Genomic DNA, 21362 nt, shown 5'->3' with positions numbered 1-21362 from the left:
TTTGAATGGAATGTTGGAAGTGAAAAAATAGCGGTACAGGGGGCTTTTCCTGTACCGCTATTTTTCTATTCAGGTCTATGGTTGCTTGGCTTGCTGTGCGATATTTGATGAATCCTATGATTACCGTTGCCGAAATCGCCTATCTGCTTCAATTCTCAGAACCAAGCGCCTTCCAGAATGCTTTCAAGAAATGGAAAGGGCTCCCGCCGGGGAAGTTTCGGGAGACGCTTTCCTAATGATTAGGGCTATCCGTATTCGGCTTGATATACGTCAGCTTATCCGGATTTCTAACGAAGTAAATATGGCGAATGGCTTCCTGCTCGATATGCAGGAGCCCGATTGTATCGATTTGTCCTCCCGTACGGATCGCAAAGCCAGTTTGGCCATTTAAGGAGACAACCTCCACTTGGAAGTCCATTTCGTCTTGAGCGGCTTTGCGAATTAAGCCGAATAGGAACCGGGCAACGCGCTCGCGCGTGGTGATGGGATGAATAGCGGCGAGTACTTTGCCGCCTCCGTCGGATAGGAGCATAACATCCTCCGAGAGCAAAGAAAGCACGGCGCCTGCATTGCCCTGCTCGAGCGCGGTGAGGAAGCGGCCTATCCACTCCTCAGAAGCCTCTTCGACAGGCACGGACACATCATCGGCCATTCCCATTTTCCCTCTAGCCCGGCTGATCAGCTTGCGGCAATTCGCTTCGCTTTTGCCAACCAGCCCGGCAATATCGGCGTATTCAAAGCAGAGAGCTTCGCGCAGAACAAACACTGCCCGCTCTGCCGGAGACAGCCGCTCCAGCAGCACGAGCATGGCATACGACAGCAAGTCTCTGTGTACGACTAATTCGAGAATATCCTCGCTTGGGGTCGGAATGGGCTCCGGAAGCCATGGCCCGATATAGAGCTCTCGCCTTTTGCGGGCGGATCTGAGCATATCGAGGCAGCGGTTGGTCGTCATTTTGCACAGGTACGCTTTCGGATGCGCCATTTGATCGAGACCGGCGCCATGCGCCTTCACGAACACGTCCTGCACGATATCCTCCGCATCGGCGGCTGATCCAGTCAGCTGGTAGGCAAGCCGGAACAATAGCCCCTTATGTTTTTCATAGAGATCTTCTATCATAGCGCCCACTCCTCTCCCTTTAGCTTGCCGATACCCCTATTTTAACAGACTCGCTATATCCCAAGTGAATTTTCGGATTTTCCAGCCTAGCTTACCAGTCAAAATAATATCCAGTCCCCATTGTCTAGTCCATACCATGCCTTGCTCAGGCCCCAGTCCAATACAATAAACATCCATATAGCTCTTATGTGCGGGAGCAGGCTTTCCTTCCAAATCTGCGAGTATGATTTTGCCTAGCCTTGCAGCTTGAGCGGACGCTTCCTTGCATGTCATTCGATCCGCTTGGCCGCTGGCCCGATCTCCGATACGCGCGCAATCTCCGATGCTGTATACGCCTGGCGCACCCGCCACGCGGTAGGAAGCATCCACAATAATCTGGCCCTCCTCAGTAATCGGCAGGCCCATGCTGCGAAGCATCGGGTTCGGCTGCAGTCCAAGCGCCCATACACATAGCCCGACTGGAATTACACCGCCACCGGACATAGCTAGCTGCCCCTCATTCTCGCGCAGAACCTTCTGCCCGTGAACGACCGTAACGCCAAGGTCTCTTAAAGCATGCTCCAGCTTGCGTCCCATCTTGGATGGTCCTTCCTGGAATAGCCGAGATTGTGCGTTCAACAGGTAGATCTTTACGTCATTGGCATCCATGGCGAGCCTTGCGGCTTCTGCACGGACGGCATGAGCCAGCTCGGCGGAGGTTTCAATGCCGCTAATTCCCGCCCCCGCAACGGCAACAGTAAGCAATCGCTGCCTCTCTTCCGCATTTGTCTCATGTGCGGCTTGCCGCAGGTTCGTGAGCCAAGCTGCACGGATCAACGCTGCTGCTTCCAGGCCAGTCAAAGCGATGCCGCCTTGCTCGGGAGCGGTCTGTCTAACGATGCTGCCTGCCGCCATGACGAGAAGGTCATAGCTCAAGATGGCCTCATTGCCTGCTTCGTCTAGGTACAGCAGCAGCTGCTCTTTGCCTTTAACAGCCGTTACGGTACCTTGAACAAATTGAACGCCTTCATTAAATAGGCTCGCCAGCGGCATGGTGATGTCAGCCTCGGCAGCAGCGGGCTTGAATAGCAATACTTTGCGCAGATGGTAGGTCTGCTTGTCGATGAGGATGATGCGGAGGTTTTGCGCATGCGCGCTTTCCCCTAAAGCTTCACGTATAGCTTTGACAGTATTGATTCCAGCATAGCCGCCTCCGACAACAATGCATGTCAATGTTTTCATATGAACCAGCTCCTTGCAGCGATTTGCACATATAACGAGGAAGCCGATTAATTTGTGACATCGACATTTTCGCCAAGGTGAGAAGGGAGGGAGCGCGATGGCAAAAAAGGCTGCCGCAATCGAATGCGGCAGCCTGAGCTGTTAAATATGGGCATACTGAATGCCTTATTTGCGCTTAAGCTTTTTGCTCATAAAGCTTGACGATTTCGATGATCGTCTTAACCGCGAGTACCATATTATCAACCGAAACATATTCATAGCGGCCATGATAATTTTCTCCGCCTGTAAATATATTTGGTGTCGGAAGTCCCATATAGGATAGCTGGGAGCCGTCCGTACCGCCGCGAATCGGTTGAATAATCGGATTGATGCCGAGATTTTTCATCGCTTGCTCGGCAATGTCGACGACTTCTTTCACAGGCTCGATTTTCTCGCCCATATTGAAATATTGGTCTTTGATGACAAGCTCCAAGCGCTCTTCCCCGTATTTCGCCTTCAGCTCATCGACGATGCGAGTCAGCTCTTGCTTTCTCTCGGCAAATTTGCTGCGATCATGGTCGCGAATCAAATAACGAAGCTGCGTCTGCTCAACGTCGCCTTGAATGGAGCTCAGGTGGTAGAAGCCTTCGTAGCCCTCGGTATGCTCAGGCGCCTCATTCACGGGCAGCTTCGCTTGAAGCTCCATAGCGATTTTGGCGGAGTTGACCATTTTGCCTTTGGCTGTGCCGGGGTGAACGTTTTTGCCTTTGCACGTAATGACGGCGCCTGCCGCGTTAAAGCTCTCGTACTGCAGCTCGCCAAGCGGACCTCCGTCCATCGTATAAGCATAAACAGCGTCAAAGGCGGCGACATCAAACTTATGCGGGCCTCGGCCGATCTCTTCATCCGGAGTGAAGGCAACTCTCAGTCTGCCGTGCTTCAGCTCGGGGTGTTGAATGAGATAGGCCATAGCTGTCATGATCTCGGCAATGCCGGCTTTATCGTCTGCGCCAAGCAGAGTCGTGCCGTCTGTTGTAATTAGCGTATGGCCTTTATAGCCGGCCAGCTCCGGAAAATCGCTCGGCGACAGCACGATATGCTGCGCTACGTTCAAGATGATGTCCTGCCCGTCGTATTGCTCAATAATTTGAGGCTTTACCCCAGCACCGGTGAAATCGGTAGCGGTATCGACATGGGCAAGGAAGCCAATGGTCGGGATTTCCTTATCCGTATTGGCCGGAAGAGTTGCCATGACATAGCCATTCGCATCCATCGCAACCTCCTGCATGCCGATTGCTTTCAATTCTTCTACCAGCATACGGCCTAGCTCCAGCTGTCCGGGCGTAGAGGGGCAGGTATCGACGCTCTCATCAGACTGAGTTTCAACCTGTGCATAAGTGATAAATCGGGATATAATCTCCGTTTTCATTGTTTTTCTCAACTCCAGTACAATTAGTTATAGTACAAAGTATAATACAAAAAAGAGGCAGCATCCAAAAAACAGCCAGGACTGGAGCAGTTGAAAACAGCCGTTCTTGCTTTTTTGAACAAGCTGGAGCAATGACGCTGAACAACTCGTTCATGCGCATGAAATAAGAGATGATTTCCTCGAATTGCGATATAATAGGGTTAATTATAACCAAGAATGAGTGAAAAACTAAACGGTCAAAGGGGAAGAAGCAATGACACATGCCAATGCAAGGGCTCCCAGCTAAGCCTTAACCCCAAATCGATCACGTGCCCCTCCATTTGTCGGTTGAGAAGCCTTCAACCATAAATGAGAGGAGCAGCAGCACCATGGGCTATATGCCGAATGTTTGGAAGCTTTACGCGATCCGGTTTTTTTACAATTTGATTCCTGCTTATGTCATCGAGAGATTGTTTTGGGAAGAGAGAGGCATGACCATTCAAATGGTCGTCTTCACGGAAATTATTTTTGCAGTGACGATTGTATTGCTCGAGATCCCCACAGGAATTATGGCCGACAAGTGGGGTCGGAAGCATATGATCGTATTGTCAGCCCTATTAGGCTGCTTTGAATTTCTTATCTTGGTGTATGCAACGGAGTTTTGGCATTTCGCGCTTGTTGTTTTTCTGGCGGCGATTGGCAGCTCTGCAAGCAGCGGTGCGGAGAGCGCGCTGCTCTACGATTCTTTGGCGTCCGAGGGGAAGGCGCAATCGTTCGAAAAATATGTGGGCCGCATGAATGCGCTCGATATTTCCTCGATCATGATTGCTGCTCTGTGCGGGAGTTTCTTGGCAGGCCGCTTTGGGTATTCGTTTAATTATTGGATATCCTTCGTCAGTATGCTTGTTTCCCTGTGCTTCACCCTTATGCTCATTGAGCCTGCTGGAGCTGGAGGCAAGCAGGAGGATGAGGATGAGCAGATTCCGATAAAGGTGTATATGACAGCATCTTTGCGCTTCTTTAGAGATAACAAAGGCGTGCTGCTCGTTGTTCTATCGGGCATGGTGACAGGCGCGGCGATCAATTTCATCGATGAGTTCTGGCAGACTTATTTGGACAGATTGGGAATTCCGGTTATTTATTTCGGCTTGTTCTCGGCAGCGCTATTTGTTGTCAGACTTCCGGGCAGTATGCTGGCATATAGGCTGAAGAATAAATTTAATTACCGTTTTTTATTGGCAGGAGTAACTGCGGTTTTAGCTGTAAGCTTCATCTACTTGTCGGTAATAAAAGATTTCAGCGGACTTTCTGCCATGTTCATCATCTGCTTGCTTGCCGGGATGATCGAGCCGCTGGCTGCAGGTTACTTGCATCACCGGATCGATTCCTCCATGAGGGCGACGATGGGCTCCTTTCAATCTTTAGGGGAAAATGCGGTTCTCATCATTACTGGATTGGGCTTCGGATATTTCTCATCCCAATATGATGTTTTTGGCGGGTATGGCTTTATAGGAATCGTTTGCGGTGTGTTTTTTCTTTATTTCACACTCGTATCCAAGAAAATCATTGAATAGGTTTAACATTGGGGCTGCTCTCGGAATCTTTAATGGATTCCAGGACAGCCCCTGTTCGTTGCAATCGCAAGCACTCGCATACTTTGCATGAGATAATAGGGGTTATTTGAGAAATTAGTGATCATTTTCGTGAAGATAAGCGATAGTTTTTGCTCGACTGGAGACGTTCAGCTTCTTGTAAATGGTACTAAGATAATTTTTTACGGTACCCTTGGTCAAGAAAAGCTCAGAGGCAATCGTCTGGTTAGACTTCCCTTGCTTCAGCATTTTTACAATGTTTCGTTCCTGTACGGTCAGAAGATCCAGCTTTTGCTCCTGTGGTTGATCAAGCAGTGGCAGCTCCCTTATTTCTTGTGATGATTTTTCATGCTGCTCTGATGATTGGATCGCCTGAGCAAGCCGCAGCTGAATACTGAGCGGATAATTGATCCGCCCATCTAGACAGTCCTGTATCGTAGAAAGAAGCTTCCCGGTCTCAATCCCTTTGACCAAAAATCCACTAGCCCCATGACGTATCGCTTCCCAGATGTACTCTTCCTGCTCGAAGGTTGTCAAAATCAGCACCTTCGTATCCGGAAATTCCGTTCGGATTTGTTTGGTGGTTTCCAAGCCGTCCTGCTTTGGCATATGGATGTCCATCAACACAAGCTGAGGGCGATGCAATCGTACCTGCGCTATCGTATCCAAGCCGTCACCTGATTTAGCTACTACGCTATAGTTGTCTTCCATATTTAGAATAGCTGCCAAACCATCGCGGATTAAGGGCTGATCGTCTGCAACTAGAATGGTTGTTTTCGACAATCTACTCACTCCTTTCGTTTGTTTTCACTTGCATAGGTATCGTGATCGCCAAGGTTACACCGCTGGCTGGACGATTCTTCGTAATCGACAGCTCGCCTCGAACATCCTTTACTCTCTCCAGCATGGCGTTCAGGCCAAAACCGGGAACGATTTGAAGAGGCGGCTTGCCATTATCAGTCAGCCTAAATTCGATATGCTCCCTATGCTGGGTCAATGAGAAGTGGAATTTGGTGCTTGCACCATGCCGAATGCCATTGGTAAGGCCCTCTTGCAAGGCACGATAAATGGTTAACTCTATCAAGGGTGACAGTTCAGGCATCGACGCATCTATTTCATATGTAATTTGCACGTTGGCTTGATTGTTCGTTTCCTCGATCAGCCCCGTGAGCTCAGGTAAGAACTGATGACCAGGAATGTTTTCGCGCAGCAGATGGACGGAGCTTCGAACATCATCCAGGCCGCTGAGAATATTTTCTTTGGTTCGGTCGATCATCTCTTGCGCAATGTCATAACGATTTTTTTGGATCGCATGTGATGCTGTTTGCAGCCCCGCGAAGGCTGAGGTTAGCGTATGTCCTACCGAGTCATGAATCTCGCGTGCAATTCTCGTTCGTTCTTGCAGCTTTGCTTTCCGCTCCAATTCAATCGAAGCGATCCGCAGCTGTTCATTGTCTTTCGCTAATTGGTTTTTTTGTTGAAAAGCAATTTTGGCGAGTAAGCTTATCCCGAAAATGGCATAGTATTCGATGACCCGAGGCATAAAATCGAAAATTTTTTCATAGAGTGGGGGCTGCTGAAAAATCCTAAGGCTTAGCACGAAGGAAAAATAGCTCAAAGTCGTAAAGAGAATCGAATGGTTTCTAGAGTGATGAAAGGTGAATTCGCCTATGAGAATTAAGATATAGACTTGTGCAAAAAAGTCTTCCGACATAATCGCTATAAGGAATGCTAATGCGAGTTGAAAAAATAAAAATAGAGTGCCTTTCACGCTTTGCAAGTCAAGCTTCAAGATGTAGTCACGAATCAGGAGAACGGCAATATAGGCGCATGCGATCAAGCACAGTCCAATCGAAAACACAGCCGTATGGAGCAAGGTTGCGGCGGTTGCTATGACGACGAACATAGTCGAGACTAGATTTATTTTTTTGAGTAATTGAGTATCCACTAGTTGTCCCTCGCATGGGTAAATATATTTATAATCTATTCTATCATATGTGTGACTAAAGTCATATAAACTTGAAAATAATGTCACAAAATGACCATAAATCTTCTTTTCTAGTGAACTTATTCATCTATCGCAGGACTTTAGAATCATATATAATGAGGATAAGTCTAACGGTATCATGTTGAATAGGTATAAAAGACTATAATAATAGACTGTCTATTCCTCTACAGATGAAAATAAGATTTCAAAGGAGACGTGTACAATGTTTCTAATTTTATGGAACGTATTAGGTTGCATTCTTCTCGGTTTGAGTTTATATTTTCCGATCGTCCGGATTTTGAAGGCTTGAATGGTGAAAGATGGGCATTCGATCGGTACGGGAATTATTTTCCTTGCTGTTCAACCATGTACTGGGCACTTTCGATTGAACATAGCCGGGTAGGCTCGTTCGCAGGCTTTGAGGGAGATGATGACCATACTGAATGGTTTTTTCTTTAGAGAGCTTAGAAAATTAGGCTACGATGATGAGATGCGATATAAGCTGATGATCTACGGGATTAAACGAATTTTGGGGAACAAAAAAAAGTCAAAACGTATATTCAGGGCAAAAATAAAAACGAAGCCGAAATGGGATTAGTCACTCCTTTTTTTATCTTGGTGTACATAACGGAATTTTGGCTGTTGAATCAAATAGATTGCGGGGCTGTTCTCAAATCCTTTTATGGATTTTGGGGACAGCCCTGTTTTTTTGCTATGGAATAGAGCAAATATGGCAAGAAGGGAATAATCGACAGCTTATTCGGGCAACTTATTCAGAAATCTATCCGCTAATACCAATAAAAGGAGAGTTTATATGGGTACAGGCATAGCGGGTTATACTGCGGACGAAATGGCCAAAAAAATAGAAGAAGCAATCGGTCAAACGAATAGCTTCATCTCCAAAGAGCTGCTAGTGGATGGGCGAAAGGCTATTTTGTTATATTTTGACGGCTTGTGCGATCCGCAAGATATGAATCAAAACGTGATTGATCCTTTTTTTCGATTGGAAGGGATCTTGCAATATCAAGCTTTTCTTAAATCTATTCCGAACTGCACGGAGTCAGAGAGCGCCCAGCAGGCAGTGGTAGAAATGTGGAACGGCTCCGTTGCCATTTGCATGGAGGGTGCATTATTTCTGTATGATGCCAAACGTTTCGATAAAGTTTCGGTATCGGAATCTGAGCTGGAGACTGTCCTGCTCGGCCCAACAAGCTCGTTCACCGAGAACATCTCGATTAATATCGACATGATCCGGCAGCGCTATCTCCAAAACTCGCTTGTATCCGAAGAGACACAGGTCGGAAAGCGGATGAAGATTCCTGTTGCCCTTCTCTTTGACGAGCAAAGTGTAAACGAGGAGCAACTGCTTAAATTTCGCAACAGGCTGCAGCGGATTAGCAATGGAATCGAGCGGATCGACCAATTCCAAAAAATGCTGACAGAAGAAAAGTGGACCGTGTTCCCTGCAGTGCTGATGAGCGAGCGTCCAGATCGAGTAGTCAAAAGCCTGCTGGAAGGAAAAGTGGTCTTGCTCGTTCAAGGTACACCTCTGGCTTTCATCGCTCCTATTTCTTTCTTTGATTTCATGTCAGCTATGGATGATTTATATTACATGCGTCCCATCCGTTATTTTCTGCTGCTGATCCGTTATTTTGGAATGGCGATCAGCGTTCTTTTGCCAGGGCTATATATTGCCATTACGTCCTTTAATCCCGAGTTTTTACGAATTGAGCTTGCCTTGACGATTGCCGGAAGCCGATTAATGGTACCTTATCCGACGTTTATCGAGGTGCTTATTATGATGCTGATGATGGAGATGCTATCGCAAGCGAGCATTCGTTTGCCGAAAGTTATTGGACCGGCCGGCACGACGGTTGGCGGTCTGATCCTTGGTCAAGCTTCTGCTGAAGCCCGTTTGGTCAGCAATATTATGGTCATTATCGTAGCGGCGGTTGCGATTGGAAATTACATTATACCTAATACCAGCATGTCAATGGCTGTGAGGGTATTGAAATATCCGTTTGTTGTACTCGCTGTCTTGTTTGGGCTGAGCGGAATAGTGGCTGGCATTGTCGTGCTCGTATTTTATCTCGCCCATCTCCGCACGCAAGGCAATCCCTATATGCAGGTACTCACCGGAAAGAAATAGCGAAGAAGGGGGAAGTGCAAATGAATCGGTATTTTTATTATTTGCTATTCATTAATGCCATATCGAACGTCATCTTGTTCCTGCCAGGCATTTTGACGGAGGACAGGTATCATGGAGCTATATTCGCGATTTTGCTCGCATTGCCATTCGGCTTCACGATGTTTTATTTGTTTAGCCGTACGCTTCGGCACTTCCCTCAACTCAACTTGGCCGAAATTTTGAAATCGTATTTCCCCAAGTGGGCACAGTATGCCGTTTTGCTCCTATATATTCCGGCTTGGTATTCATCAGGGGTCTTAATGCTATCCGGAATAGCGGATATCACCCAAATATTCATAAATCCGAATTTCCCTTATTTTCTGCTGCTGCTTCTATATATTTCTGTATTTATCATTGTCATTCTATTTGAAAGTGTTGCCGTTCTTTATGGTTTAGAAATATTTTTTTATTTTATTGTAGCGATGCTGCTGTTTGTATTCGTTCGTTCCATCATGGACACCCAATTCAATTGGGATGGCGTGATTGAGATTTGTATGCAGAAGGTAACCATGCCAACTCTACTATCCTTTGGCGTTACGACGTATTGCTTCACCGGATATACCGACATGACTATTTTCAACAAAGACTTCAACCCCCCTTTTAAGGGGAAGCATCTATGGCTGGTGCCGTTTGGCATGTTGCTGCTGATGCTGCTTGCTTTTTTTATACCGATTGGCCTTCTGGGGACGGAAGGGGTTGCGAGCTTTAACCATCCATTCATTTCGTCGACCGATTCGTTAAGCATGCAAATGGGCGTTATCGAGCGTGTCTTTTTTATCTTTTTGTTTATTTATATTATGACTGGCGTAATCAACGTCATTGTGCACTGGAAAGTTACGTTTGACTTGATTGGCAGCATGTTAAAAGAGCAGCTTGGAAAAAAGGTAGGCGTTAAGCACAAAGTGATGATTTGTCTAGTGTTTGCCTCTATGCCATTCGTTCTGCGCATGTTCACGAACGATCAAGCTGTATATCAAATAGGCGTTTACTGGTTAAGCAGCCGTGTCTTTCTGGAAGTACTGCTGGTGTCCATCATGCTCCTCGCCGTCATACTGAAGAAAAAGGAGAAAAAAAGCATTGAAGTCGGCTAAGTGTCGTTTGCTGCTCTGTCTGTCTTGTCTTTGCTTCGTATTGTCAGGCTGCGGATTTCGGGATATCGATAAACGTTTCTTTGTCGTGGCCATAGGGATTGATAAGGCTAAGGAGGGAAATAAATTTGTCGTTTCACTGAAATTATCCGATCCAAGCCCGGAGTCACAGAAAAAGCAAAAAGGGGTCGTCGTCAAATCCGCCGAGGCGGATACGATTGCCATTGCTGTTTCTAAAATCAAGGCGAACGTCGGCTTGGAGCTGGAGTTCGGGCAGGCAAAGGCGATCGTATTCGGTGAGTCATTAGCCAGAAGCAATCTTAAGCCCATCGTAGATTGGACCATTCGCAGGCGCGACATTCAAAAAATAGCATACGTTACGATTGGCCATCCCGACGCGAAAACCATTCTAGACCTTCAGCCCCCTTCAGAGCGGTTTCCTGCCAACAATATTTTTCTGGCATTCGATAGAACGGGTACGAATTCCAGCTTCATCACTACGGTCAAGCTCGCTGACTTTTACCGTAAAACAACGGAAAAAGGACTGGACCCTGTTTTACCTATTATCAGCCCAAAGGACAATGATTTTTTTATTCAAAATGCCGCTGTAATCGAGAAGGGGCAGTCTTTGAGAGCCAAATTGGTGTTGTCTCCTGAAGAGACGATGATCAATAATATGGTTTCCTATAACTTTACGAATCAGATTTTGCATATACAAGCCGAAGGTATGGATTTTGTTACGGACTTGATTAGCTTATCCAGCAAATTCACCATTTTGAAAAAAAATGGAATGCCTAAGGAAATCCATATGAATATTAAAATGGAAGGGATCATTGAGGAGTTGAATAAACTTGGGGAGGAACCAGACAAAAAATACGAAGCTGCTGTTTCGAAAGTGATAACGAAAAAAGTGGAGGCTTTCCTAAATAAGATGCGCAGGGCCAATCTGGACCCGGCTGGCTTCGGACTGCGCTTCCGCTCTCGAAGTGTCGACAACCTCGGGGAATGGAAAGTGTGGAAGCGAGCTTATCCTGATCTCAAGATAAAGGTTCGGGTTGAGTACAAGCTAAAAAATAAAGGATTGATTAAAGGCTGACAGTTGACGTCAAGCTAAGCATTCGGAGTAAGAGGGACACCAGAGAGCGTATCCCTCTATTTGAATTTCAGATTCATCATGGAAAGCGAAGCGCTTTCGCGCTAAAACATCGTGATGCCGTACTCCTCGATTTTGCGATATAAAGTTGTTCTTCCGATCTTCAATTGCCCCGCCGCCTTGCTTAGATTCCACTCCGAGGCCTTTAGCGCCTGCTTGATTGCTGTTATTTCTGCATCTTTTAGGGTGAGCGGTTGATCCTTGCCAGCTCCGGCCTGTGAAGCTTCGCCCTGCTCATCGAACGATAAATGCACAGCGTCAATCGCCTGTCCGTCCGCTAGGAAGACCGCCTGCATAAGAATGCCGTTAAGCTCTCTGATGTTGCCTGGCCAGCTATAGGCTGACAGCTTCTGCTGCGCTGCTTCCGTTAGGAAGGGGCATGGCGAAGCATGCTTCTGGAGCAAATGTGCGGCCAATGTCAAAATATCGCTTCTTTCCCGCAATGCCGGCAGCGTAATGTGTATCCCCTTCAGCCGATAATAGAGATCGGTGCGGAACCGGCCGGCCTTTACCTCCGCAGCCAAGTCCTTATTCGTCGCCGCAATGACTCTAATATCGACCCTTTTGCTCTTCGTGCTGCCTACCGGCGTAATCATGCTCTCCTGAAGCACTCTAAGCAAAGCAGCCTGTGCGCGAAGAGGCATGTCGCCTATCTCATCTAGAAATATTGTGCCTTTATGCGCGGCCTCGAACTTCCCGGCGTTGCCATCCTTGTTCGCGCCCGTGAAAGCGCCGCGAGCATAGCCGAATAATTCGCTCTCAATGAGGCTGTCCGGGATCGCGCTGCAATTAAGGGCAATGAACGGCTCCGACGATCGATTGCTTGCGGTATGAATCGATTGCGCGAACAATTCCTTCCCGGCTCCGCTCTCGCCGAGCAATAGGACAGGGAAATCGGTTGCCGCCGCCTTCTGGGCGAGCTCCTTTTTCTGTATGATCGCCGGACATGTACCGACAATATCTCTAAACGTATACAAACGCCGCTCGCCATCCTCCTGCTTCCGAATAGAGACGGACTGCCACAGCCTCTGATGCTCATTATGAACGGTTTCCACCGAGAAGCCGTCCAGCTTCCCTAGCTCTTGGCCGATTGCGCCGCTTCCTACAATGCGGAGGGCTGCTTGATTAGTGCGCAGAATACGGTTATCCCGGCTGATGGAGAGCAGCGGCAAAGGATGATTTTGTGAGGAGTAGTCCAGCTCTCTTAATGTAAGGAGTTGCTCCTTCTTCGACTCCTCCAGCAATATTTTGTTTTGGATGGAGAAGGCGGCCATACAGGCAAGAGAGAACGTATAGACATGGTAATGCTCCTGCTTGCCGCTAATATTAATGATGCCGATCAGCTCGCCGATTGCGTTGAAGATGGGAGCAGAAGCGCAGGTCAAGAAGTGATTGGAGCTGAAAAAATGCTCTTCGGCATGTATGCGCACCGGCTTCTTCTCCGCGATGGCGACGCCGATTGCGTTGGTGCCTTTTCGTCTCTCCGCCCAATTGGCTCCTACCTGCAGTTGAACGGCTACCGCCCGGCGAGAGAAATCGGCATCTCCAGCCGTATGAATGATCGTTCCCTGCGGATCGATAAGCAGCGCCATTTGGCCGGATTGCTTGATGCCTGCATGCAAATGCTCGAATACTTGCTCCGTGTAATGAATCGTTTGCTCGTTTTGCTTGAGTATGGGCTGTATGCGGCTTCCGGTTAAGATGTCATCGTCAATGGGGTCGGTAGGCTTTAAACCTAATTCGTGACAGCGCTTCCAAGACAGCGCCGCCGCTTCGGATAAAAATTTATTTTCCACTGATAGCAAAATATACACCTCCAGGCGCAATCGGTATCCTAACCCGATCATACCATAGTTGCTTTTATTAATGGAGAGCAAGAAGACAGAATGTTCCGAAATGAAACACTTCTCATGTATCAAAGCGGAACAGCATTGGTGAAGCGCTTACACAAAAGACTGATTTGCCGCCATTCCGTAAGTTGGCACGATTCTTGCTTATATAATTAATGTAATCCATTTTAAGGAGGCTGAGCTACATGATTTATGCACAACCTGGACAAAACGGATCAAAGCTTACATTTAAAAAACGGTATGAAAACTTTATCGGCGGACAGTGGACTGCGCCTGTTAAAGGCCAGTACTTCGAAAATCCGTCGCCTGTAAATAACCGTGTTTTTTGCGAGGTGCCGCGCTCGACGTCAGAGGATATCGAGCTGGCACTAGATGCAGCGCATGCTGCCAAGGATGCATGGGGACGCATGTCAGTTGCGGAGCGTGCCGTTATTTTGAACAAAATTGCTGACCGGATAGAAGCCAATTTAGAGATGCTGGCGGTTGCCGATACCTGGGATAACGGCAAGCCGGTTCGGGAGACGCTGGCAGCAGATCTGCCGCTGGTTATCGATCATTTCCGCTATTTTGCGGGAAGCATTCGCGCGCAGGAGGGCTCGCTCAGCCAATTGGATGACAATATGGTTGCTTACCATTTCAATGAGCCGCTGGGCGTCGTCGGCCTGATTATACCGTGGAACTTTCCGCTGCTCATGGCGACATGGAAGCTCGCTCCGGCGCTTGCGGCAGGCAATGCGATCGTCCTGAAGCCTGCTGAGCAGACACCGGCATCCATCTTGGTGCTGATAGAGCTTATCCAAGATTTGCTGCCGCCGGGCGTGCTGAACATCGTAAACGGCTTTGGGCTTGAAGCAGGGAAGCCGCTTGCCTCGAGCAGCCGTATTTCCAAAATCGCCTTTACCGGCGAGACGACGACGGGCCGCTTAATTATGCAGTATGCTTCGCAGAACCTGATTCCGGTTACCTTGGAGCTGGGCGGCAAGTCGCCTAACATTTTCTTCGAGGATGTAGTCGCTCGTGATGACGCCTTCTTCAATAAAACGCTCGAGGGTTTCGCGATGTTCGCGCTCAATCAAGGAGAGGTCTGTACCAGTCCATCCCGCGCGCTCATTCAGGAATCGATCTATGATCAGTTTATGGAAAGAGCCTTGAAGCGGGTTGCATCCATTAAGCAAGGCAATCCTCTCGATACGGACACGATGATTGGAGCGCAGGCCTCTACCGAGCAGGTGGAGAAAATTATGAGCTATATCAACATCGGCGCACAGGAAGGCGCTGAATGCCTCATTGGCGGAAACCGCGCTGCGCTCGAAGGGGATATTTCCGAGGGCAACTATATTCAGCCAACCGTGCTGAAGGGGCATAATCAGATGAGAATTTTCCAAGAGGAGATCTTTGGACCGGTCCTCTCCGTCACGACGTTCAAGGATCAGGAGGAGGCGCTCGCCATTGCCAATGACACGCTCTATGGACTTGGCTCCGGCGTATGGACGCGCGACATGAATACGGCCTACCGGATGGGGCGCGGCATTCAAGCCGGACGCGTATGGACGAACTGCTACCATGCATATCCTGCCCATGCGGCGTTCGGCGGCTATAAGACGTCGGGCATCGGGCGCGAGAATCACAAGATGATGCTTTCCCATTATCAGCAAACCAAAAATTTGCTCGTCAGCTACAGCCCCGACGCGTTGGGCTTCTTCTAAGCGTGTGCTGCGATGACGACAGAAGTGAGCAAGGTTGTCGCTACCGATGCCGCCCTTGCGCTCATTGAATGGGTAAAGGCCAAGCATGGCCCGGTCATGTTCCATCAATCAGGCGGCTGCTGCGACGGCAGCTCTCCGATGTGCTACGCGCGAGGGGAGTTTCTGATTGGCGACAGCGATGTATGGCTTGGGGACATAGGCGATGCCCCATTCTATATGAGCAATTCGCAATACGATTATTGGAAGAACACGCAGCTCATTATTGACGTGGTGCCCGGCAGAGGCGGGATGTTCTCGCTGGAAGGGCCGGAAGGCCGGCGGTTTCTGACTCGCTCGAGGATGTTCACCGAAGAGGAGCGGGGCGTGCTGGGGCTTTAAAGCAATTATTCACTATAATCCACCCCTGCTTTCTTCTAGTAGAGAGCAGGGTTTATTTTATGATGGAAATAGAGAAGAAAAAACGAATATAATATTAAGTAAACGTTTACATAAGATCTAAGGGGGAATGTGCATGGAAATCTCATTGGCTGCTCAACAGCAGCAGAAGCTGCAGCTTACACCGCAAATGCGGCAGTCTATGGAAATCCTTCAGATGTCCTCCTTGGAATTAAATGAATTCATGAAGCAGCAAGCGCTGGATAATCCCTTTATTGAGCTGCAGCCGGCGAAGGAAGTCTCCCTTAACCGCCATATAGGCAGCACCGATCCAGATTGGTGGCTAAATGTCGAGCATTCAAGCGAGACGACCTTAGAATCGGTATTGCTTGAGCAGCTCGCCTATTTGAAGCTTGATCGCGCAACAATGACGTTGTGCAAATGGATTATCGGAAATTTGGATGACAAGGGCTATCTCCTGTATGCCAAAGAGGAGATTGCTGCGCTAAATGGCGCTGCTTTCAAGCAGGTAAGCGAGGCTGTCGGCATCATTCAAAGCTTTGAGCCGCACGGTGTGGGAGCATCGACGTTAGCGGAGTGCCTGATTCTCCAATTACAGCATCAGCAGGAGCGAGATTCGTTAGTGATTAACCTTGTCTTGCATGACTTGCCGACCATCGCGCAAGGGAAGCTGCGGCAGCTGGCGGAGAAATACGGAACAGAGCTTTCGGACATTAAGGCAGCCATAGCGAAGATCAGCTCGCTTAATCCAAAGCCAGGGGCATTGTACGGTAGGGAAAAGCCGCAATATATAAATCCAGATCTACATCTTAGGCAATTGGAAGGCAAATATGAGGTGTACCTCGATCAATCCTGTTTGCCGCACATCACCATCAATCCATCCTATTTGAGCATAATGGAGCAGAATGCCTCAAAGGATGTCCAGCGCTATTTGAAAAAAAACTGGCAGGCAGCGAGAGAGCTAACGAGCAACATCGAGCGCAGAAAGGTTACGCTGCTGAAAACCGCCGCCGTTATTTTTGAGCTGCAGGCAGCGTTTTGCAGCCATGGCGTCTCCCATATTCGGCCCATGACCATGAAGCAAGTAGCCGATGCGCTGCACATGCATGAATCAACGGTCAGCCGAGCTATCAACTATAAGTATATTCGCACGCCGTGGGGGCTTTATGCGCTCAAGTATTTTTTTGGGTCCTCGATCAAGCATGCTGACGGAACACTGGTATCGCCAATGTATATGAAGGAGCGAATTCGTGAACATATAGCAGCGGAGAAGCCGGACTCGCCATTATCGGACCAACAACTCGCCTCGCTTCTTGCAAGCGAGGGGCTGCTGATCTCACGTAGAACCGTGACCAAGTATCGAGAGCAAATGAGCGTGCGATCCTCTACTGGGAGGAAGCAATCGCTTAAGAGGCAAATGTAATGCTTAACCTATGATTTAGAAAGGGCGCACGCTCTTGTCATGTACGATCGACAGGAGCGGCGCCCTTTTCATGTATTATTTGTGGAATTGCGGCAAAAATTCGCGGTTCTCTGCAAGAATATCATCAAGCATAGGCTTCGCAAGATCTGCTGACCCAACCAAAGGATGGATAGTCAATGCTTGCAAAGCTGCATTGTAGTCGCCTTTAACAGCTGCCTCAATGGCAAGCTCTTCATAAGCCTTTACGATTTGCAGAAGGCCGCGTATTTTTGGATTCATCGGTGTAGTGAGCTGAATGGGTTTTGCGCCATCCGAGCCAATCACACAGTTTACCTCAATAGAAGCATCATCAGGCAAGCAAGGAATGGTTCTGTTGTTTCTTACATTTACAATCTGGCAGTCCTTCTTGTTGTTGTAGATGGAAGAGATCAAATTAAGTGCAGAATCTGAGTAATAAGCGCCGCCGCGCAGTTCCAATTGCTTTGGCTTCACGGCAAGGTTAGGATCTTTGTACAGCTCGAACAGCTCGTTTTCCACTTGCTTCACGATCTCAGCCCGAGTCCCTTTCGTATTGACTTCCTCCAGCTGTTTCTTAAGCATTTGTTCCTTCATATAGAAATAGCGGTGGTAGCCGCAAGGAAGAGCGCCTAACGATTGAATAAATTCTGGACTCCAGGAGAAGCCAGGTATATTTTGCATCGTAAATTTGGAGTCGCCGGAAGCTTGGAACAAAATGTCGTCGGTTCTGTCCACGCCATCGACTAAAATTTTTGTCGTCCAGTTCAGATGGTTAATGCCGACCATTTCAATATCAATGCTGGATACATCTACGCCCATCAAGCTGGCGATTTGCATTTTGGTTTCGATCGGCAGATTGCATAGGCCCATTGTTCGTACATTGGAGTACTTCAGCACAGCTTCGGTAACCATGCCGGCTGGATTCGTGAAGTTGACTAAGAGCGCATTAGGCGCAAGCTCCTCGATGTCCTTGCATATATCCAGAATGACGGGGATGGTGCGCAAGCCTTTAGCGAATCCGCCTGCGCCAGTCGTTTCCTGGCCAATACAATTATATCTAAGCGGAATCCGCTCATCACGGCCGCGTGCTTCCAGCAAGCCCACCCGCATTTGAGTCGTTACGAAGTCGGCATCCCGAATGGCTTCGCGACGGTCAAACGTGAGGTGAAGGTTAATCGGTACATTCGCTTTTTCAAGCATCCGCTTGGCAAGGCTGCCAACGATTTCGAGCTTCTCCCGGCCTGCCTCAATATCTACCAAGTACAAATCTTTTACAGGCAATTCTTCGTAACGCTTGATAAAGCCTTCGATTAACTCTGGGGTATATGAAGACCCCCCGCCAATTACCGCTATTTTTAAATGTGGTTCTCTCATCATTCATATCCTCCATATGCATTGAATTTGTTAAGCGTATCATCTGTAACCGAAATCTGTAGATGGTCCATAGCCAGCAATATCGAGCCGTATACCGGTGCGATTTCCGGAATAATCAATTCAACGCTTGGGTTCTCCATATCCAAGACTTTGCGCAATTCATTTAGAAGGTAGGGACTGCGGCCCTTCTGAAGGACACTTCCAATGAGAACGATCGGGACCGTTTTCCCTTTAAAGCCACCGAGCCTGCGAATAACGGTATTTGCCGTAATTCCCAGCTCATTTCCTGCTTCCTTCAACAGGTGAATAGCCAGCGTATCTCCCTCGGCGGCCGCTTCATGCAAAGATATGGTCAATCTGCCTTCGCGAATATGTTGGATGTCCCGGTCCAGGAAGTCATTAATGAGATCACCCATCGTAGGGAATCCGAAGTATTGGAGCAGTTTCTCAGGCAAAATCGAAGGGATTTCACGGCCCTCCCAGGATCTGACTGCCGCCCGGAACATCGTTGTTGCCATATAATTTGCTCCAAGATTATCTCCGTACAAATAGCCGATGCCTCCGACCTGCACCGTTTCGCCGGCATCATTTCTGCCTGCTGCATTCGATCCGGTGCCGCAGATAAGCACAACACCTGTGTTGCTTGCGCTACCCGTCCGCAGACCTTCGAAAGTGTCGGATACCATGTCCCAATTTGCGAATGGAATAAGGGATAAAGCGGGCCGGACGATGTAGTAATCTTGTTGCCGGTCTAGTCCTGCGAGACCGTATTGTGTAAAGGCAATATCCGAATGAGACAGGTCGGCAGCTTGGAGTGCTTGATTAATCGACTCATTAATATGGGCGATAGCTTTGTCTATCCCTATGCTTTGATGGTTGCTTGCTCCAGATATTCCGCTGCTGATTTTATCGCCATTGCCGTTTACGATAACCGCATACGTTTTAGAGCCGCCGCCATCAACACCAAGCATATATGTGTTCGTTGTCATTCTTTTACACCGCCAGCCATTACTCCTCCAATAATGTACTTATATAGGAAGAGAGAGATAATTACCGGAGGCAATGAAGCCAAAAACCCGCCCGCTGTCATGGAGCCCCAATCGATACTGTGCTTCCCGACAAACTCAGCCACCATGACTGGAAGCGTTTTGGAAGCGTAGGTTTGGGTGAAAGCATTCGCAAACAGAAATTCATCCCATGCGTTCAAAAAGGCGAAAATAGCAGTAGCCGCGATTCCGGGCATCGATAATGGCAAAATAATGCGAAACATCGTCCGAATTCGGCTGCAGCCATCCACATAGGAGGCTTCCTCCAGCTCCTTCGGAATCGTTTGGAAATAACCAGCCAGAAGCCAAACCACGTAGGGCAAGCTGAAAGATGTATAGGAGAAGATCAGAGCCCATACTGAATCGAGCAGGGGCGGCGTTTGAAGCAATACGATGCTTGTAAAAGGAATATCGAGCGTGATACCGTCCCTCATCAGGATGTATAGCGGTGTAATAATACTAATTGAAGGCATGATTTGCACCGCAAGAATGACAAACAATCCCGTTTTGCGAAATGGGAATTTAATTCGGGAGAACGCGTACGCCGCAAATACACCGACAAATATCGAGATTACAGTGACCAGTACGGATACGACCACGCTGTTTTTTAATGCACTGAGGAACACGACGGCATTGCTTCCCGAGAGCAGGCCGATATAGTTTTTCAACGTCGGCGAATGCGGGATCAAATGACCGTTAATGAGCTCGACTTCTAAAGACAATGAGGATAAGAACAGGTATATAAAAGGAACTAAAGTGAAAATCGCGAGCAAAATGACGCCTATCCATAAATAGAAGGGCGGGAATAGATCGGTGCTGGCCGCTTTGAACATCTGATTCCATTTATTTTTTTTCGAGTGCATGTTTTCACCTCCGTGAAGTATTATTCTTTTTTGTTAAGCAAACGAACATAGAGGATAGCCAGTAACAGAATGACGATTGCAGTCATCCACGCCATGGCAGATGCCTTCCCGAGAAAGAAATATCGAAACGCGTTATTAAAGGTTAAATAAGAGACGGAGGTTGTCGCATCTCCGGTAAAGACCGTTAGAACATCGTAAACTTTAAAAGCGCCCATTGTCCGCAGGACGAGAGCCATCATAATGGAAGGCGCGAGCTGCGGAAGCGTAATATGAAATACTTTTTTCCAAAAGTTAGCCCCGTCGAGCATGGAAGCTTCATATAAATCCGAGGAAATGGATTGTAAGCCTGCTAGTAGAATGATCGTTATAAAAGGCGTCATCTTCCAAGCGTCCGCAAGCACGACGAAATAAACGAGATGACTTGGGTCGGCCAGCCATACCGGATTTACACCCGGGGCAAGAATATGCAATTTATGCAATATAACCGTCAAGCCGCCATAACCTGGGTTTAAAATCCACTGCCAAGTCAAACCGTTAACGAGAGTAAGCAGCGCCCAAGGGATAATAATGATCGCTCTGAAAAACGATCTGCCCCTAAATGTCTGGTTCAGCAGCAAGGCGCTGACAAAGCCGAAAAACAGCTCTAGCGAAACGGACAGCACAGTGAAAACAAAGGTGCGGTTCATCGAAATTTGGAAATCCGCGCTTTTTAGAACGTCCAAATAGTTTTTAAAACCAACATAATAAGGAGTGGAACCATCCATTAAATTGTAATGGTAGAAGCTCCAGATAATCGTATCGTATACAGGTACAACAAACGTTTTTATTAATAAATAAGCAGTAGGCAAAATGAATAAAAGCGCCAATAGCATATTTTTGCGGTCGTGGTTTAGAAGTCTTTTGTTGCTGCCGATGGTTTTATTCATAGATCCTCCCTCTAAAGAATTTTG

General features: G+C 47.9%; 18 protein-coding genes. 8 read left to right on the top strand and 10 right to left on the bottom strand.

All coding sequences use genetic code 11. The features are described from left to right. The first annotated feature begins 77 nt into the window (after positions 1-77). Positions 78-236 (top strand): helix-turn-helix domain-containing protein, encoded by a 159-nt coding sequence (locus AC1TPC_RS07090; RefSeq protein WP_482066163.1) that lies wholly within the window; start codon positions 78-80, stop codon positions 234-236. On the opposite strand, the gene AC1TPC_RS07085 is transcribed toward AC1TPC_RS07090, so the two are convergent. The 3 genes from AC1TPC_RS07085 to pepT form a co-directional block, all read right to left on the bottom strand. Continuing rightward, entirely contained in the window at positions 233-1117 is an 885-nt protein-coding gene (locus AC1TPC_RS07085; protein ID WP_482066296.1) for an RNA polymerase sigma-70 factor, read from the bottom strand. The genes AC1TPC_RS07090 and AC1TPC_RS07085 overlap by 4 nt on opposite strands. A gap of 39 nt (positions 1118-1156) precedes the next feature. Beyond that, the gene (locus AC1TPC_RS07080; RefSeq protein WP_482066162.1) at positions 1157-2341 is read right to left on the bottom strand and encodes an NAD(P)/FAD-dependent oxidoreductase; all 1185 of its coding nucleotides are present in this window, start codon (positions 2339-2341) and stop codon (positions 1157-1159) included. Between the two features lie 175 nt (positions 2342-2516). Beyond that, positions 2517-3749, bottom strand: coding sequence for a peptidase T (gene pepT / locus AC1TPC_RS07075; protein ID WP_482066161.1), 1233 nt, complete (start codon positions 3747-3749; stop codon positions 2517-2519). A 368-nt stretch (positions 3750-4117) separates the two neighbouring features. Here pepT and AC1TPC_RS07070 point away from each other — a divergent pair, with 368 nt between their 5' ends. Further along, positions 4118-5302: an MFS transporter gene (locus tag AC1TPC_RS07070; protein ID WP_482066160.1), complete on the top strand. Its 1185-nt coding sequence runs from the start codon at positions 4118-4120 to the stop codon at positions 5300-5302. Between the two features lie 114 nt (positions 5303-5416). Here the strand turns inward: AC1TPC_RS07070 and AC1TPC_RS07065 are convergent, their stop codons facing one another. Together AC1TPC_RS07065 and AC1TPC_RS07060 are read right to left on the bottom strand one after the other, a co-directional pair. After that, positions 5417-6103, bottom strand: coding sequence for a response regulator (locus AC1TPC_RS07065; protein WP_482066159.1), 687 nt, complete (start codon positions 6101-6103; stop codon positions 5417-5419). Position 6104: 1 nt separating this feature from the next. Continuing rightward, positions 6105-7268, bottom strand: coding sequence for a sensor histidine kinase (locus AC1TPC_RS07060; RefSeq protein WP_482066158.1), 1164 nt, complete (start codon positions 7266-7268; stop codon positions 6105-6107). 853 nt (positions 7269-8121) lie between these two features. Between AC1TPC_RS07060 and AC1TPC_RS07055 the strand changes: the two genes are divergently transcribed. Genes AC1TPC_RS07055 through AC1TPC_RS07045 form a run of 3 tightly spaced genes read left to right on the top strand, consistent with a single transcriptional unit; the run spans position 8122 to position 11679 of the window. Further along, complete coding sequence (locus AC1TPC_RS07055) at positions 8122-9456, top strand: spore germination protein (RefSeq protein WP_482066157.1); 1335 nt, start codon at positions 8122-8124, stop codon at positions 9454-9456. A 20-nt stretch (positions 9457-9476) separates the two neighbouring features. After that, positions 9477-10586 (top strand): GerAB/ArcD/ProY family transporter, encoded by a 1110-nt coding sequence (locus AC1TPC_RS07050; RefSeq protein WP_482066156.1) that lies wholly within the window; start codon positions 9477-9479, stop codon positions 10584-10586. Beyond that, positions 10573-11679, top strand: coding sequence for a Ger(x)C family spore germination protein (locus AC1TPC_RS07045; RefSeq protein ID WP_482066155.1), 1107 nt, complete (start codon positions 10573-10575; stop codon positions 11677-11679). Before AC1TPC_RS07050 ends, AC1TPC_RS07045 begins: the two co-directional genes overlap by 14 nt. Before the next feature lie 101 nt (positions 11680-11780). Here AC1TPC_RS07045 and AC1TPC_RS07040 read toward each other — a convergent pair whose 3' ends face one another. After that, a complete protein-coding gene (locus AC1TPC_RS07040) occupies positions 11781-13532 on the bottom strand; it encodes a sigma-54-dependent Fis family transcriptional regulator (protein ID WP_482066295.1) in 1752 nt (583 codons plus the stop codon). A gap of 239 nt (positions 13533-13771) precedes the next feature. On the opposite strand from AC1TPC_RS07040, the gene adh reads away from it, so the two are divergent. The 3 genes from adh to rpoN all read left to right on the top strand — a co-directional run bounded on the left by adh (position 13772) and on the right by rpoN (position 17111). Next, the gene (gene adh / locus AC1TPC_RS07035) at positions 13772-15292 is read left to right on the top strand and encodes an aldehyde dehydrogenase (RefSeq protein ID WP_482066154.1); all 1521 of its coding nucleotides are present in this window, start codon (positions 13772-13774) and stop codon (positions 15290-15292) included. Positions 15293-15304: 12 nt separating this feature from the next. Next, positions 15305-15670, top strand: a complete 366-nt coding sequence (locus tag AC1TPC_RS07030) for a DUF779 domain-containing protein (protein ID WP_482066153.1) — start codon at positions 15305-15307, stop codon at positions 15668-15670. 133 nt (positions 15671-15803) lie between these two features. Next, entirely contained in the window at positions 15804-17111 is a 1308-nt protein-coding gene (gene rpoN, locus AC1TPC_RS07025) for an RNA polymerase factor sigma-54 (RefSeq protein WP_482066152.1), read from the top strand. Between the two features lie 75 nt (positions 17112-17186). Here rpoN and AC1TPC_RS07020 read toward each other — a convergent pair whose 3' ends face one another. Genes AC1TPC_RS07020 through AC1TPC_RS07005 form a run of 4 tightly spaced genes read right to left on the bottom strand, consistent with a single transcriptional unit; the run spans position 17187 to position 21338 of the window. Continuing rightward, on the bottom strand, positions 17187-18503 hold the full coding sequence (locus AC1TPC_RS07020) for a 6-phospho-beta-glucosidase (RefSeq protein ID WP_482066294.1): 1317 nt from the start codon (positions 18501-18503) through the stop codon (positions 17187-17189). After that, entirely contained in the window at positions 18503-19492 is a 990-nt protein-coding gene (locus AC1TPC_RS07015) for an N-acetylglucosamine kinase (protein ID WP_482066151.1), read from the bottom strand. Before AC1TPC_RS07015 ends, AC1TPC_RS07020 begins: the two co-directional genes overlap by 1 nt. Then, entirely contained in the window at positions 19489-20412 is a 924-nt protein-coding gene (locus AC1TPC_RS07010; protein WP_482066150.1) for a carbohydrate ABC transporter permease, read from the bottom strand. The genes AC1TPC_RS07015 and AC1TPC_RS07010 overlap by 4 nt, the downstream gene beginning before the upstream one ends. 20 nt (positions 20413-20432) lie before the next feature. Further along, positions 20433-21338, bottom strand: coding sequence for a carbohydrate ABC transporter permease (locus AC1TPC_RS07005; RefSeq protein ID WP_482066149.1), 906 nt, complete (start codon positions 21336-21338; stop codon positions 20433-20435). Positions 21339-21362: the final 24 nt, after the last annotated feature.

This window comes from Paenibacillus sp. Y280 (assembly GCF_056786335.1).
The sequence above is the reverse complement of the archived record's forward strand: the minus strand, read 5'-3'. Positions and strand labels throughout refer to the sequence as shown.